The 14,287-nt window shown below is 71.4% G+C and carries 19 protein-coding genes; 14 read left to right on the top strand and 5 right to left on the bottom strand.

The annotated features are described in order from the left end of the window. Positions 1–14 precede the first annotated feature (14 nt). Positions 15–1,085 (bottom strand): RNA polymerase subunit sigma-70, encoded by a 1,071-nt coding sequence (locus A6048_RS13915; RefSeq protein ID WP_107745838.1) that lies wholly within the window; start codon positions 1,083–1,085, stop codon positions 15–17. Positions 1,086–1,200: 115 nt separating this feature from the next. On the opposite strand from A6048_RS13915, the gene A6048_RS13910 reads away from it, so the two are divergent. Next, positions 1,201–1,488, top strand: coding sequence for an SHOCT domain-containing protein (locus A6048_RS13910; protein WP_107745840.1), 288 nt, complete (start codon positions 1,201–1,203; stop codon positions 1,486–1,488). After that, positions 1,481–3,010, top strand: a complete 1,530-nt coding sequence (locus tag A6048_RS13905; protein WP_095718238.1) for a multicopper oxidase family protein — start codon at positions 1,481–1,483, stop codon at positions 3,008–3,010. The genes A6048_RS13910 and A6048_RS13905 overlap by 8 nt, the downstream gene beginning before the upstream one ends. Positions 3,011–3,068: 58 nt before the next feature. Here the strand turns inward: A6048_RS13905 and A6048_RS18710 are convergent, their stop codons facing one another. Continuing rightward, positions 3,069–3,251: a hypothetical protein gene (locus A6048_RS18710; protein WP_244911015.1), complete on the bottom strand. Its 183-nt coding sequence runs from the start codon at positions 3,249–3,251 to the stop codon at positions 3,069–3,071. Between the two features lie 6 nt (positions 3,252–3,257). Between A6048_RS18710 and A6048_RS13900 the strand changes: the two genes are divergently transcribed. From A6048_RS13900 to A6048_RS13890, 3 genes are all read left to right on the top strand, one after another. Continuing rightward, positions 3,258–5,228, top strand: a complete 1,971-nt coding sequence (locus tag A6048_RS13900; RefSeq protein ID WP_235027528.1) for a copper-translocating P-type ATPase — start codon at positions 3,258–3,260, stop codon at positions 5,226–5,228. 103 nt (positions 5,229–5,331) lie between these two features. Beyond that, entirely contained in the window at positions 5,332–5,739 is a 408-nt protein-coding gene (locus tag A6048_RS13895; protein ID WP_095718236.1) for a YciI family protein, read from the top strand. 7 nt (positions 5,740–5,746) lie between these two features. After that, entirely contained in the window at positions 5,747–6,973 is a 1,227-nt protein-coding gene (locus A6048_RS13890; RefSeq protein WP_107745844.1) for an RNA polymerase sigma factor, read from the top strand. On the opposite strand, the gene A6048_RS13885 is transcribed toward A6048_RS13890, so the two are convergent. Next, positions 6,957–7,154 carry a hypothetical protein gene (locus A6048_RS13885; RefSeq protein WP_107745846.1) on the bottom strand — a complete coding sequence of 66 codons (198 nt, stop codon included), beginning with the start codon at positions 7,152–7,154 and terminating at the stop codon, positions 6,957–6,959. The two genes, A6048_RS13890 and A6048_RS13885, sit on opposite strands and share 17 nt — an antisense overlap. Before the next feature lie 271 nt (positions 7,155–7,425). Here A6048_RS13885 and A6048_RS13880 point away from each other — a divergent pair, with 271 nt between their 5' ends. From A6048_RS13880 to A6048_RS18305, 9 genes are all read left to right on the top strand, one after another. Beyond that, entirely contained in the window at positions 7,426–7,875 is a 450-nt protein-coding gene (locus A6048_RS13880; protein ID WP_107745848.1) for a hypothetical protein, read from the top strand. 203 nt (positions 7,876–8,078) lie between these two features. After that, positions 8,079–8,609 carry an Asp23/Gls24 family envelope stress response protein gene (locus A6048_RS13875; protein ID WP_176475066.1) on the top strand — a complete coding sequence of 177 codons (531 nt, stop codon included), beginning with the start codon at positions 8,079–8,081 and terminating at the stop codon, positions 8,607–8,609. Positions 8,610–8,693: 84 nt separating this feature from the next. After that, entirely contained in the window at positions 8,694–8,870 is a 177-nt protein-coding gene (locus tag A6048_RS18425) for a hypothetical protein (protein ID WP_162845654.1), read from the top strand. 3 nt (positions 8,871–8,873) lie between these two features. Then, complete coding sequence (locus tag A6048_RS13870) at positions 8,874–9,323, top strand: Asp23/Gls24 family envelope stress response protein (protein ID WP_017838018.1); 450 nt, start codon at positions 8,874–8,876, stop codon at positions 9,321–9,323. After that, the gene (locus tag A6048_RS13865; RefSeq protein WP_107745850.1) at positions 9,320–9,874 is read left to right on the top strand and encodes a DUF6286 domain-containing protein; all 555 of its coding nucleotides are present in this window, start codon (positions 9,320–9,322) and stop codon (positions 9,872–9,874) included. The genes A6048_RS13870 and A6048_RS13865 overlap by 4 nt, the downstream gene beginning before the upstream one ends. A gap of 14 nt (positions 9,875–9,888) precedes the next feature. Beyond that, a complete protein-coding gene (locus A6048_RS13860; protein ID WP_017838016.1) occupies positions 9,889–10,533 on the top strand; it encodes a hypothetical protein in 645 nt (214 codons plus the stop codon). Beyond that, complete coding sequence (locus A6048_RS13855; protein WP_107745852.1) at positions 10,530–11,108, top strand: RNA polymerase sigma factor; 579 nt, start codon at positions 10,530–10,532, stop codon at positions 11,106–11,108. The genes A6048_RS13860 and A6048_RS13855 overlap by 4 nt, the downstream gene beginning before the upstream one ends. Then, positions 11,099–11,623: a hypothetical protein gene (locus tag A6048_RS13850; protein WP_017838014.1), complete on the top strand. Its 525-nt coding sequence runs from the start codon at positions 11,099–11,101 to the stop codon at positions 11,621–11,623. Before A6048_RS13855 ends, A6048_RS13850 begins: the two co-directional genes overlap by 10 nt. Continuing rightward, the gene (locus A6048_RS18305) at positions 11,613–11,933 is read left to right on the top strand and encodes a hypothetical protein (protein WP_146166327.1); all 321 of its coding nucleotides are present in this window, start codon (positions 11,613–11,615) and stop codon (positions 11,931–11,933) included. The genes A6048_RS13850 and A6048_RS18305 overlap by 11 nt, the downstream gene beginning before the upstream one ends. Here the strand turns inward: A6048_RS18305 and A6048_RS13845 are convergent. Together A6048_RS13845 and A6048_RS13840 are read right to left on the bottom strand one after the other, a co-directional pair. Further along, positions 11,824–13,839 (bottom strand): heavy metal translocating P-type ATPase, encoded by a 2,016-nt coding sequence (locus tag A6048_RS13845; RefSeq protein ID WP_107745856.1) that lies wholly within the window; start codon positions 13,837–13,839, stop codon positions 11,824–11,826. The two genes, A6048_RS18305 and A6048_RS13845, sit on opposite strands and share 110 nt — an antisense overlap. Further along, positions 13,836–14,231, bottom strand: a complete 396-nt coding sequence (locus A6048_RS13840; protein ID WP_107745858.1) for an ArsR/SmtB family transcription factor — start codon at positions 14,229–14,231, stop codon at positions 13,836–13,838. The genes A6048_RS13845 and A6048_RS13840 overlap by 4 nt, the downstream gene beginning before the upstream one ends. Between the last annotated feature and the right edge of the window lie 56 nt (positions 14,232–14,287).

Below are 14,287 nucleotides of genomic sequence, written 5' to 3'. Positions count from 1 at the left end.
GGCGGGGATTCTCCCTACGGCAGGGGGGCGGGCAGGCCGAACTCGGCGAAGTGGCCCGCGCCGATGAAGTGGGTGAGGGCCGAGAGGCGGCCGGCGCGGGACTCCAGGACGTGGATCGCGAACGGCTCCCATCGAGCCGCGCTGGAGTCGCGAACGCCGGCGTCGTTTCGGCTCTCGTCTCGACCGCCGCCGTCGTGATAGACCGCGACGGCCGGACGGCCGTTGGCGGAGGTGACGATGGTCCGCGAGTTGCGGCACACCTGCCCGGGGCCGCGCCACCAGCGCTCGATCTGCGCGGGGCCGCGGAGCCAGAGCTCGAACGGCGGCATGCTGAACTCCGCGTCCTCGGTGAGCAGGTCGACCAGGCGGTCGACGTCGTAGGCCTCGAAGGCGGCGACGTACTTCTCGAGAAGCCGGGTGTCGTAGGCGGGGGCGTCGTCCGCGGTGTCGGTTGGGAGAGTGGCCCCGTGCTGGGCCATGGTCTTGCGCGCCCGGGCGAGTGCGGAGTTGACCGAGGCCACGGACATGTCGAGGAGGTCCGCGCACTCCGCCGCCGAGAGCACCAGGACATCGCGGAGGATCAGCACGACCCGCTGCCGGGGTGGCAGGAACTGCAGCGCGGCGACAAAGGCGAGCCGGACCGATTCGCGGGCGAGGGCGGTGGCGGACGGGTCGACGCCGAGATGGGCGTCGCTCGCCGGGCCGATCCACATCTGCTCGGGCATGGTGGCCAGCGACGTGGGGTCGTCTGGGACGCGGCCGGGCTCGTTGAGGTCCACCGGAAGGCTGCGTCGCTGCGGCGCGCGAGCCATGTCCAGGCAGACGTGGGTGGCGATGGAATACAGCCACGTACGCAGCGACGAGCGGCCGCCGAATTCGGCGCCATCCCGCGCCCTCCACGCACGCAGCATCGTCTCCTGCGTTGCGTCTTCGGCCTCCGCGATACAGCCGAAGTAGCGGTAGCAGTAGCCGAGGATCTCGCGGCGGTAGGTCTCCGCCTCGGTCGTGTTCACGCGGTCATTGTCCGCCTGGGGTGCGGAATTGTGGTGTGGTTCGGCGGCCGGGCGACAGGTTCCGGGGGACAGTGTCCACCGCCGATGCAGCGGCCGGCCTTCTTGATCAAAACTTCACGCGACCTCTACCTGAACTGGTGCGTGCACGCGCGATGCTGATGTCACCAACCGAAGGACGGTGACGACCATGATGGGCTGGTCGGGTCAGCTGAGTGCCACCGGGTGGATCATCATGGCGGTGTGCATGCTCGTGTTTTGGGCGGCAGTGCTGTCCATGCTGGCCATGATGTTCCGTAATGACCGTTCCGGGGGGCACGGACGCACCGCGCCGGAGGCCGATCCGCTTCGAGTGCTCGAAGTGCGTTTCGCCCGCGGAGAGATCGGCTCCGACGAGTTCGTGGCCCGCCGAGAGGAGCTGACGCGCTCCGGCAACTCCGTACTGACGAAACCCGAGCACGGGCGGCCCCGTGTCTGAGCTGACCCGCCGGTCCTTCCTCCTCGGTTCAGCCCTCGCCGGGGCCGGGGCGCTCGTCGCCTGTTCCGGAGCGGGCCCGCCGACCGGTACCCCCGTGCAGCCCTTGTCGGACGCTGTCCGTCGTGCCGAGCTGGCGCGCCGCAGCGCGGGCCAACGGGTGGTCTCAGCGCGGTTGACGCCGCGTCCGGTCGACGTGGATCTCGGTGGACGCGTCGTCTCCACCTGGGGCTACGACCCTAGCCTGCCCGGGCCGCTACTGCGTGCCCGTGTCGGGGATCTGCTCAAGGTGGAGGTGGACAACCAGCTGCCGGCGGAAACCAGCGTGCACTGGCACGGACTGGCACTGAGCAACGACATGGACGGGGCACCCGGCCTGACTCAGGACCCCATCGCCCCCGGCGGTCGGTTCGCTTACGAGTTCACCGTCCCGCACGCGGGCACGTACTTCTATCATTCGCACTCCGGGCTCCAACTCGACCGCGGACTCTACGGGCCCCTGATCGTCGACGACCCGAACGAGCCCGGTGACCATGAGCACGAGTGGATCGTGGTGCTCGACGACTGGCTCGACGGCACCGGTCGCACCCCCGACGATGTTGCCCGCGACCTGGGCATCGGTGACGCCGCAGGTATGGGCAGCGGATCTGGGATGGGAAGAATGGGCGCGATGGACCACGGCGGCATGAGAGGTATGGGCGCCACGGACACGGGTTCCGAGACGATGCTCTCGCCGATGCTCGGCGGCGCCGGGGACGTGAGCTATCCGCTCTACCTGGTCAGTGGGCGGGTCCCGGAGGACCCGATGGTGTTCAACGCGACACCCGGGGAGCGAGCGCGTATCCGCCTCATCAACGCCGGTGCTGATACCGCCTTCCGCGTGGCCCTGGGCGGGCACCGGATGACCATCACCCACACCGACGGCTTCCCGGTCGTGCCGCAGGATACCGATGCACTGATGGTCGGGATGGGCGAGCGGTTCGATGTGCTCGTCACCCTCGGCGACGGCGTCTTCCCGTTGTTCGCGCAGGCCGAGGGCAAGACCGGTCACGGGCAGGCACTGGTGCGCACCGCTGCGGGCGACCTGCCTACCCGGTCCCGACCCGACGAGCTGGACCGGCAGGTGCTGTTCGGCACCGATCTGGCGCCTCGCGCGGACGTCCGACTGGAAGAGAAGGGGCACGATGTTTACCACAGTCTGGACATGGGCGGGACCATGTCGCCGTACAGGTGGACCCTGAACGGCCGCGCTCACCCCGACATCACGTCGTTGGACGTCAACGAAGGGCAACGGGTTCGTATGCGGATGCGCAACATGTCGGACATGTTCCACCCCATGCACCTGCACGGACACACCTTCGCTCTGCCCGATACCGGGCTGCGCAAGGACACCGTCACGATCAGACCGATGCGCACCGTGGAGATCGAATTCGATGCCGACAACCCCGGCCAGTGGGCGCTTCACTGCCACAACGCCTATCACCAGGAGGCCGGGATGATGACCACCCTGTCCTACCTGGCCTAGCGAACACCCTGAAACACCCAAGACAGCCGAACCCCTGAGCCCCGCCACTCCCAGGAGGCTATTGATGTCGCATCCGGAACACGGACCCGCGCAACCGAACCCGGCGCCGACCAGACACGGCCACGGCGCCGAGGTTCACAGCCCGCCCCCCGCCGAGCACGGCGAGCACGTCGCCCATGTCGGGCCGGGCGGGCACGGCGAGGACGGGGGCCACGATCGACACGCTGGGCACGGGGCACACGGGGAGATGTTCCGCCGTCGCTTCTGGGCGTCGCTGGTGCTGGCGATCCCGGTGGTGTACTTCAGCCACATGGTCGCCGATCTGCTCGGCTACACCATGCCGAATTTCCCCGGCGCCATGTGGATCGCCCCGGTGCTGGGCACGGTGATCTTCCTCTACGGCGGCACCCCGTTCCTCACGGGCGGCTGGGCCGAACTCCGCTCGCGCCGCCCGGGGATGATGCTGCTGATCTCCATGGCGATCACTGTCGCCTTTGTCGCCTCCTGGATCACCACCTTGGGCCTCGGCGGGTTCGAGCTGGACTTCTGGTGGGAACTGGCGCTGCTTATCGTGATCATGCTGCTCGGGCACTGGCTCGAGATGCGCGCGCTCGGCTCGGCCTCGGGAGCCCTCGATGCGCTGGCGGCCATGCTGCCGGACTCGGCGGAGAAGATCACGGATTCCGGGACTGTCGCAGTTCCGCTTCCGGACCTCGAGTTGGGGGACCTGGTGCTCGTGCGCGCAGGAGCGCGGGTGCCCGCCGACGGCACGGTCACCGACGGCCGTGCCGAAGTCGATGAATCGATGATCACCGGCGAATCCAAGACGGTCACCAGAGAAGCCGGCGACACCGTGGTCGCCGGAAGCGTTGCGACGGACAGCGCGCTGAGGGTTCGGATCACCGCGGTGGGCGAGAGCACGGCTCTGGCCGGCATCCAGCGGATGGTCGCCGACGCCCAGGCCTCCTCGTCCCGAGCGCAAGCTCTGGCAGACAAGGCCGCGGCGTTCCTGTTCTATTTCGCCACGGTCGTGGGCATCCTCACGTTTGCGGTCTGGGCGTTGCTCGGCAACGTCGACGAGGCCGTGGTGCGCACGGTGACCGTGCTCGTGATCGCCTGTCCCCACGCGCTGGGGTTGGCTATTCCACTTGTGATCGCGATCTCCACCGAACGAGCGGCCAGGTCCGGGGTGTTGGTCAAGGACCGGCTCTCGCTCGAACGCATGCGCACCGTCGATGTGGTCCTGTTCGACAAGACCGGCACCTTGACCGAGGGCCAGCACCGGGTCACGGGAGTCACCGCCGCGCGCGGGGTCACCGGGGAGCGGGTGTTGGCGTTGGCGGCGGCGGTCGAGGCCGACAGTGAACACCCCGTCGCCCGGGCTATCGTCGCGGCGGCCGATGACCGGGTGCCGGCCGGCGAGCGGATCGCCGCCACCGATTTCCGGTCCCTGCCAGGCCGTGGGGTCCGCGCCCGTGTCGATGGCATCGAGGCCAGCGTCGGCGGTCCCGCCATGCTCAACGAACTGGGGTTGTCGATTCCCACCGACGTCGCGGAGGTGACCGAGCAGTGGGTGTCGCGCGGGGCGTCGGTGTTGCACGTCGCCGAAGGTGACCGGATCCTGGGGGCCGTCGCGCTCGAGGACGCCGTGCGGGAGGAGTCCCGGCAGGCGATCGACGCCCTGCACGCCCGTGGGGTCTCGGTCGCCATGATCACCGGCGACGCCCAGCAGGTCGCGGACGCCGTGGCCACGGACCTCGGGATTGACGAGGTGTTCGCCGAGGTGCTTCCCGAGCACAAGGACGCCAAGGTCACCGAGCTCCAGAAGCGCGGGCACAGGGTGGCGATGGTCGGCGACGGGGTCAATGACGCCCCCGCCTTGGCTCGCGCTGATGTGGGCGTGGCGATCGGTGCCGGGACCGATGTGGCCATCGAATCCGCCGGGGTGGTGCTCGCCGCGAACGACCCGCGGGCGGTCCTGTCTATCATCGACCTCTCCCATGCCAGCTACGGCAAAATGTGGCAGAACCTGGTGTGGGCAACGGGGTACAACGTCATCGCTGTGCCGTTGGCCGCCGGAGTTCTGGCCTTTGTCGGCGTGGCGATTTCCCCCGCGGTCGCGGCGATCCTCATGTCTGTCTCGACCATCGTGGTGGCGCTCAACGCCCAGCTGTTGCGCCGCCTCGACCTCGACCCGGCACGATTGGCCCGCACATGACCACGGTGTGACCGATCTGGTCGCTCATGTCGAGAACCCGGATCCGGTTCCGTCCCCCTAGTGCAGCGACCACACTGGGTCGCACAGTACGAGGAGGATCGCCATGGCCAAGTACCTGTTGCTCAAGCACTACCGGGGTGCCCCGGAGCCACCCAATAACGTGCCCATGACCGAGTGGGCGCCCGAGGAGGTGTCCGCCCACATCCAGTACATGAACGACTTCGCCGCTCGGCTGGAGGAGTCCGGCGAGTTCGTCGACGCCAACGCGTTGTCGGAGTCGGGGACGTGGGTGCGGTACGACGGCGAGGGCCGCCCGCCGCTGACCGACGGCCCGTTCCCCGAGACCAAGGACCTCATCGCCGGCTGGATGATCATCGAGACCGCCAGCTACGAGCGGGCCCTCGAGCTCGCGGGCGAGCTATCTGCGGCCCCGGGGGCGGGCGGGGAGCCGATCCACGAGTGGCTCGAGCTGCGGCCTTTCCTGGAGGCTCCCCCGGAGTTCGAGGGCTGACCCTGCCATGCACGGGCCTGCCAAGACCGGGCCAACCGCAGACGGGCAGGAACTGCGCGAGCTGACCCCGCGGGTGATCGGCGTGCTCGTGCGCCGTGGGGCGGACTTCGCGGCGGCCGAGGACGCCGTGCAGGACGCTCTGCTCGAGGCCGAGCGCACCTGGCCGGAGAGCCCGCCCCGCAATCCCCGCGGCTGGCTGATCGCCGTGGCGTGGCGCAGGTTCCTGGACGCCGCGCGCGCGGAGGCCGCCCGTCGGCGTCGCGAGGAACTGGCTGCGGCCGAGCAGGTGGTGAGCTCGTCGTCGTCGTTCTCCTCCGGTGGTCCGGGCGCCGACCCGGCGGCAGGGGAGAGGCCGGAGCGCGACGTCGACGACACCCTGTGGCTGTACTTCCTGTGCGCCCACCCGTCGCTGCCCATCGCGTCGGCGGTGGCGCTGACGCTTCGCGCGGTGGGTGGGCTGACCACCCGGCAGATCGCGCGGGCGTTCCTGGTCCCCGAGGCCACCATGGCGCAGCGCATCAGTCGCGCCAAACGCACTCTCTCCGGCGAGCGGCTGGACCGTCCCGGGGACGTGGCCACCGTGCTGCGGGTGCTGTACCTGGTGTTCAACGAGGGGTACACCGGCGAGGTGGACCTGGCCGAGGAGGCCCTGCGGCTGACCCGGCAACTGTCGGCGTCGATCGATCATCCCGAGGTGCGGGGGTGGCTCGCGCTGATGCTGCTGCACCACGCCCGCCGGGCCGCGCGGAGAGACGACGACGGCGAGCTGATCCCGCTGGCGCGGCAGGACCGCAGCCGCTGGGACACCCGCTCGATCGCGGAGGGCGTGGCGATCCTGCAGGCGGCGCTGGCCCGCGACGAGCTGGGGGAGTACCAGGCGCAGGCCGCGATCGCCGCCCTCCACGCCGACGCGCCGTCCGCCGCCGCGACCGACTGGGTGCAGGTGGTCGAGTGGTACGACGAGCTGCTCGCGCTGAACGACAGCCCGGTGGCCCGCCTGAACCGCGCGGTGGCGGTGGGGCACGCCGTGGGGCCGCGAGAGGGGTTGGCCGCGCTCGAAGCGGTGCCGCGCTCGGTGCCCCGGCGCACCGCGGCCGAGGCGTACCTGCACGAGTTGGCGGGGGACAGGGCCGCGGCCGCCGAGCTCTACGGCCTGGCGGCGGAGGAGTCGACGTCGCTGCCCGAGCGCCGCTACCTGGGCCGGAGGGCGGGAGCCCTCAGGGGACCTGGCTGACCACCGCGGTGGAGGCGTTCCGGTCCGCGCCCGGGGAGGACTGCGCGGACTCGCTCGACACCGCGAACAGGGTGACCCCCAGGACCGTCACCGCGGCGAGCGCTGCGCCGACCCCCAACTCGAGGGTCGTCAACTGCAACCGCTGCCCCAGTACCTGGGGCGGCATGGTGGAGGTGGCCATGGAACTCCTCTTCCGGCTCGACTGCGTATCCGCGTTGCTCGATATCCACGTTGCTCGACCGCGGATCCACGGAGGACGCGGATCGACGGTGGACGCGGATGACCATAGTCCCCCAACGCCCTCCGGGGTAGGGGGGCCACCTGTTCGCTCGTCGGGAGGTCGCGGCTCGCTCGTCGGGAGGTCGCGGCGGCGCCCGCGGTGGGGGTCCGGCGCCCCCATCCGTGTGGTGTAGGTCTCCGAATCAGGGGCAGACGCTGAAAGGAGAACGCACATGAGTTCTCTCCCCGGACCGCGCACCCGCCCCGGCCCCGGCCGAAGGCTCAGGCTCGCGGGCTTCGCGGTACTCGCCACCGGCGCGGTCGCCGTCGCCCTGATACCCGGCATGGTCTCGCTCGGGGCGTCCATGGGCGGTGTCGTGTCGTCAGCGGAGATGGCGGCCGGCGCGGTGCTCCACGCCCGCAGCGGCTGGATGGCGCCCGCGGTGTTCACCGTGACGGTGTTCGCCCTCGTCGTGGTCGTGACCACGGTGCTCCTGTGGGCCCCGGTGTCACTGTCCGATGGCCGCGGTGCCCGGACTGCACACAGTGCCCGGCCCGGACACCGTGCCCGGCCCCGCCGCGGCGCCCGAATCGGTCGACGGGGCCGCGCGGAGTTCGGACTGCGACAGCCCGAGCGTGCCCTGCGCGTGCGGATCGATCGTCTGCCGGGGATCACGGACTAGAGCCGCGACGGCTCGTCCACCCGGCACCAGGCCGCTGTGACCAACAGGTTCACGGCCTGATCGAGGCCCCGGAAAACCTGATCGAGGCCCCGGAGAAAAAGGTCGAGATCTCTCGTGACGATCCGGCGACTCGTGACGTCTTAGTTGTGTAGTTGTTCATCGAAGGCCCGGCCCGGTGCCGGACCTTCCCGCGAGGAGGAATCATGTCGAACGCAATTCCGAAGACCGGCCGTGAGCAGTCGCGCGAGCAGCAGGCCGCCGAGGCCGCGCAGGCCGAGGCGCAGGAGAAGTCCGTCGAGAAGCAGCCCGCGCGCGGGCCGCTCCAGACGTCCCGCGGCGTGACCACCCTGGACGACGCCGTGGTGGCCAAGATCGCCGGGATGGCCGCGCGCGAGGTCCCCGGTGTCTATGACATGGGCAACGCCGCGCGACGCGCCTTCTCGGTCGTGACCGATCGCATCCCCAACGCCCAGACCAACGTCACGGGCGGCATCAGCGTCGAGAAGGGCGAGACCCAGACGGCGATCGACGTGACGGTGGTCGTGGAGTACGGCGCCTCGATCGTCGACGTGGGCAACGCCATCCGACGCAACATCATCGACCAGGTCGAGGGCACCACCGGACTCGAGGTCGTCGAGGTCAACGTCAACGTGGCCGACGTCCGCCTGCCCCAGGACGACGACGGCGACGACGTCCGCACCAGCTCCGAGAGCGGGCGCGGCGAGCTGCGCTGATCCGCGCCCACCCACCGACCACTGCTGCACCGCGGGGGCGGGTCACCCGGCCCGCCCCCGCACCCCCTTGAGCGAGGAGTTCTCATGAAGACCACCCATCTCACACTTCTGGTGGGGTTGTTCCTCGGCGCCGTCGCCGCGTTCGGCTCCATCGGCCAGTTCCTCATCGTGCTGATCTTCGGCGTGATCGGTGTGGCCGTGGGCCTGGCCATGGAGGGGCGCGTAGAGATCAAGGGCCTCACCGATCGCCGGAGGCGGTGACCCGTGACCGCCGCGCAGACTGACCAGACCGGTCGCCGGCCCGCCACGGATCCGGCCGCGGTCGAGGAGTCCGCACCGCAGGACCAGGCGCTCCGGCCGGCCGCCGAGCGCGGACTCACCACCATCCCCGCGTCCGTCGTCGGCCGCATCGCCGAGCAGGTCGCCTCCGAGTACACCCACGTGGGCGGCGCCGCCGGAGGTCTGCTGGGGGTGGGCGCCCGCCGGGACTTCGACTCGCGCCCGTCGGCCACCTGCGACCTCTACGGGACCGTCGCCGTGCTCACGCTGGACGTGGGCGTCGCGTTCCCCGTGAACCTGTCCGACACCTGCCGAGGCCTGCGCCGGTACGTGCGCGAGAGGGTCGGCGAGTTGACCGGCCTCCAGGTGGGCCGGTTGGACATCGAGATCTCGTGGCTCAACCCCGGGACCGCGACGAGAGGAGCACTGAGATGAGTGCACGGACCCGCGGAAGCGGACTGATCAGACGGCCACCGCGCGCCATCCCGGTGGGACTGCTCGCCGCGGCGCTCCTGGTCGCAGGCGGCCTGGGGAGCTGGCTGCTGGGGACCTACCTGGTCGACGGCACCTGGCCCTCGGCGGCGTCCGCGACGGTGGAGGCGATCTCGGGGACGGGCATCGGATCGACGGAGATGCGCATCGCCGCCGTCGTCCTGGCCGTGGTGGGGCTCGCCCTGTTGCTGGCCGCCCTCATGCCGGGCCGCCCGTCGCGCGTCCTGGTCCTCGAGGATGCCGTCCCGGGCGAAACCGCCATCTCCCGCCGGGACCTGGCGCGCCGCATCCAACGGCGCACCGAGAACGTCGACGGCGTGCACAGTGCGAGCGTGGCCGTGCGTCGTCGCCGGATCGATGTGGCCGTGGAGACCGTGGTCGACGATGCCGCCCCGGTGACCCGGGGTGCGAAGGACGCCGTGGACCGGGCGCTGGCCGAACTGCGTCCGGCCGGCCCGTCACGCCCCCGCGTGCGCACCCACCGCAGAAGCTGAGAGGACGACACATCATGCGTAGCCTTTCCGGAACCCGAAACCGCATCGCGTTGACGGTGGCGGGTCTGCTGACCCTGGCCGTCGCGGCGTGGCTGGTCGCGGTGTCCTTCGCCCTCATCCCCGCGGGCTCGCCGCTCGCCGGCCTGACGGTGCCGGCCGACTCGACGGTGTCGACGCTGGTGCAGGAGCACCGTGGGTGGGCACTGCCGGCCGCCACCGCCGCCTCCGTCCTCGCCGTGCTCGCCGGGCTGGGTCTGCTGCTCGCGCAGATCCCCACCGCACCGGCGCACACCTCTCTGCGTCTGCACGACGACGACGGCACCGTCCTGGCCACCCTGGAACCCCAGGTGCTGGAACGTGCGCTCGCCGAGCGGGTGGAGGGCGTCCCCGGCGTCGAGGAGGCGTCCGTGCGGGTCTCCGGCTCCACGACCTCCCTGCGGATCCTGGCCGAGGTGACGATCGCCGAGGAGGCGCAGGTGGAATGGGCTGTCGAGGAGGCCCGCCGGGTGCTTGCCGCGGATCCGGAGACCGCCCTCGGCACCAGCCCTCGGTCGGTCGACCTGCTGGTCCGCGTGCACACCCCGCGGACCTCCCGATCCGACCGCGTGGCCGTGCGCCATCACGGTGCGGGCGGGGAACTGGTCTCCGAGGCGGCATGACCCCCGCGCCCTCCCCGCCGGGGGAGTACCCCGACCGCACCCTGGTGCTGCGCGCACAGGACGGTGACCCCGACGCCTTTGACGTGTTGATCGACCGCCACCAGGGTCGCCTGTTCCGCATCGCCTACCTGGTGTTGGGGGACCGGCAGGACAGCGAGGACGTGGTCCAGGAGTCGCTGCTCACCGCGTGGAAGCGGCTGCATCTCCTGGACGACCCGGATGCGGTGCGGAGCTGGCTGTCCCAGATCTGCTCGCGTCGGGCGACCGACATCGCCCGCCGCCGGGCCCGCCGCTCCACCGACGCCCAGCCGCCCGAGCTCCTGAACGTCCACCGCGACGAGGGCCCCCGGTCCGACCCCGCGCAGACCACCGTGGTCAACGCGCAGATGCAGGCCCTGGCCCGGGTGCTCGGGACGATGGACCCGGATCTGCGGTCCTGCTGGACACTGCGCGAGATCGACGGCATGTCCTATCGGGAGGTCGCGTCCGCGCTCGACATCACCGAGTCCACCGCGCGGGGCCGCCTCGCGCGTGCCCGCACGCACGTGATCGAATATATGAAGGAATGGCGGTGAACACCATGGACGGATCCTCCGGACCCGGTGGACCCGACGACGCCGAGGCCACCCGGCACTATCTCGATCAGATCAGTGCCCTGCACCGCGACTGGGACGAGCTCGAGAGCCGGGGCGACGACTCCGTGCAGCTGTCCGGTCGGGCGAGGTCGGCACTGGCGGAGGCCGTCCGCGCGGATGCCCGACACGGCGCGCGGGTGCAGATGCCTCCCACCGACATCGGCCCCTACTCGCTGACCGAACTCGCCCTGCGGACACTGATCCGCGACACCGTCGACGGCGTCCCGGGGGTGCTGAGTCTGCGGACCACCGTCGACCACGATCCGGTCGAGGGCTGGGGTACCCGCGGTCTGCCCCGCCGCATCGCGTGCCGCGTCTCGTTCGCGGCGTCGACCCCGGATCTGCCCGCCCTGGCGGACGCGGTCCGACAGGCGGTGCGTGGTGCGTGCGCCCGCGAATTCGACCTCGTCGACCTGGTGGTCGACGTCCACATCGAGGATCTTCATGAGAACTGAGCCGACGGCAGCGGAGTTGATCGACCTGGTGGTCGCCGTCCCCGGGGTCAACGGGATAGAACCCGGCATCGGCACCTCACTGCGGGCGCTCGATGCCCGCATACGGCGGGCCGGCCCCGTCCTGAGTCACTTCGGTCTCCACGTCGACCGCGACGGCAACAGGGTCACCGTCGAGGTGAGCCTGGACCCCTCCCGACCGGTCAGGCAGAGCGTGCGGGAGATCCAGTCGGTCCTGCGGGACGCCCTGGGCGCCTCGGTGCCGGTCGGTACCGAGCTCGAGGTGCGGGTGCAGTCACTCCACCGGGGCTGAGCCCGCGGCGCGTGCGTCCGGCGCGCACACCGTTGGCGATCACCAGGATCTCCGCGAGCTCGTGCACCAGCACGACCGCGGCCAGCCCCAGGACGCCGGCCAGCGCCAACGGCACCAGCCCGATGATGATCGCCAGCGAGAGCCCGATGTTCTGCAGCATGATCCGGCGGGAGCGGCGGGCGTGCTGCAGCGCCCGGGGCAGGTGCCGCAGGTCCTCGCCGAGGAGGGCCACGTCGGCCGTCTCGATCGCGACGTCGTTGCCCATCGCCCCCATCGCGATCCCCAGGTCCGCGGTCGCCAGGGCGGGGGCGTCGTTGACGCCGTCGCCGACCATCGCCGTCGCCCTCTCCGCGCGGAGCCGGGTGACGATGCGGGCCTTGTCCTCCGGCCGCAGGTCCGCGTGGACGTCGTCGAGCCCCACCTCGGCCGCCAGCGCGCGGGCGGTGCGGCCGTTGTCCCCGGTGAGCATCGCCACCCGGTAGCCGTCGCGGCGCAACGCGGCGACCACCTCCGCGGCCTCGGGCCGCGGCTCGTCGCGGACCGCGATGGCCCCCAGCACCTCGCCCTCCCGCTCGACCAGCACGGCCGTCGAGCCGTGGTGCTGCATCCGTTCGACATCCGACGCCAGGGGGCCGGGCCGGATCCATCCGGGCCGACCCAACCGGACCGACCGCCCGTCGAGCAGCCCGGTCAGGCCGGCGCCGGTGACGGCGGTGACCTCCCGGGCCGCGGGGACCTCGTGGCCGGCCGCGTCCAGGATCGCCGCCGCCAACGGGTGTTCGCTGCGGGCCTCCAGAGCGGCGGCCACCGCGAGGACCTCCGCCCCGGAGACCCCGTCCGCGGTCGCGATCTCGACGACGGCAGGACGGCCACGGGTCAGGGTGCCGGTCTTGTCCAGGGCGATTCCGCGGATGCGGCCGAGGGCCTCCAGAGCGCCGCCACCCTTGACCAGCACACCGAACCGGCTTGCCGCACCCACGGCGGCGTACACGGTGACGGGCACCGAGATCGCCAGGGCGCAGGGCGAGGCCGCCACCAGGACGACGAGGGCCCGTTCGATCCACACCTGCGGGTCGCCGAGCAGGCTCCCCACCACCGCGATCAGCGCGGCGGCCACGAGGATGCCCGGGACCAGGGGCCTGGCGACGGTGTCGGCCAGCCGCTGGGCCTCGCCCTTGCGGGACTGTTCGGCCTCGACGATCCGGACGATCCTCGCCAGCGAGTTGTCCCGCGCCTCCGCGGTGACCGTGACCTCCAGGGCGCCGCTGCCGTTGATCGACCCCGCGTACACCTCGTCCCCCGGACCGGCCTCGACCGGGACCGATTCGCCGGTGATCGCCGAGTTGTCCAGGGCGGTCCGCCCGGCGCGGATGGTGCCGTCGGTGGCGATCCGCTCGCCCGGTCGGACGATCATCACCTCGCCCAGACGCAGGTCGTCGGGCTCCACCCGCAGCTCACGCCCGCCGCGGAGGACGCTGGCGGTCGACGGCACCAGCGACAACAGGGAGCGCAGGCCGCGGCGGGTGCGTGCGACCGAATACTCCTCGAGCCCCTCGCTGATGGCGAAGAGGAACGCCAGCATGGCGGCCTCCTCGATCTGTCCGAGGATCACCGCACCGGCGGCCGCGATGGTCATGAGCGTGCCCACGCCGATCCTGCCGCGCACGAGCCGCCTCAGGGTCGAGGGGACGAAGGTGTAACCGGCCACCAGCAGCGCGAGCACGAACAGCGCGGACCCGGCCGCGTGGGGGCCGGCCGTCCAGCCGAGGATCAGTCCCGCGAGCAGCAGGAGCCCGGCGATGGCCGCGGCCCGGATCTCGGTGACCTGCCACAGCTTCTCCGGACCGCGGTCCTCGTGCTCGCCGGCCAGCGGTTCGTCGGGGCCGCACCCGCACGCGTCGCTCACGAGACGTGGTCGGGGCACAGCGCGACCGCCGACCCGGTCGCGGAGAGGAGCGTCTCGGCGGAGGCCAGCAGGTCCATCAGCTCGGGACGGGCGAGCGAATAGAACACCTGCCGGCCCTGCGGCCGCCCCTCCACGAGCCCGCAGTCCCGCAGGCACGCGACGTGGGCGGACACCGTGGACTGCGCCAGCCCGAGCTCGGCCACCAGGTCGGCGACCCGGGTCTCACCGCGGGCGAGCCGGCGGATGATCGCCAGCCGGGTCCCGTCGGACAGGCTGCGGAACAGCGCGGCAGCGGCATCGAGTCCGGGCCCTGACTCGGGGGCCGCTCCCGGCTCCGTCCGTGACCGGCACCCGGTGGTGTCCGCGCACGCAACCCCGTCATTGATCGTCATTCGACGATGATAACTGTGTTGAGCGATGTGTTCCAGGGTCGACGCCGGCGTCGACC

The organism is Dietzia psychralcaliphila, from assembly GCF_003096095.1.
In the GTDB taxonomy this organism is placed as follows: Bacteria; Actinomycetota; Actinomycetes; order Mycobacteriales; family Mycobacteriaceae; genus Dietzia; species Dietzia psychralcaliphila.
The sequence above is the reverse complement of the archived record's forward strand: the minus strand, read 5'-3'. Positions and strand labels throughout refer to the sequence as shown.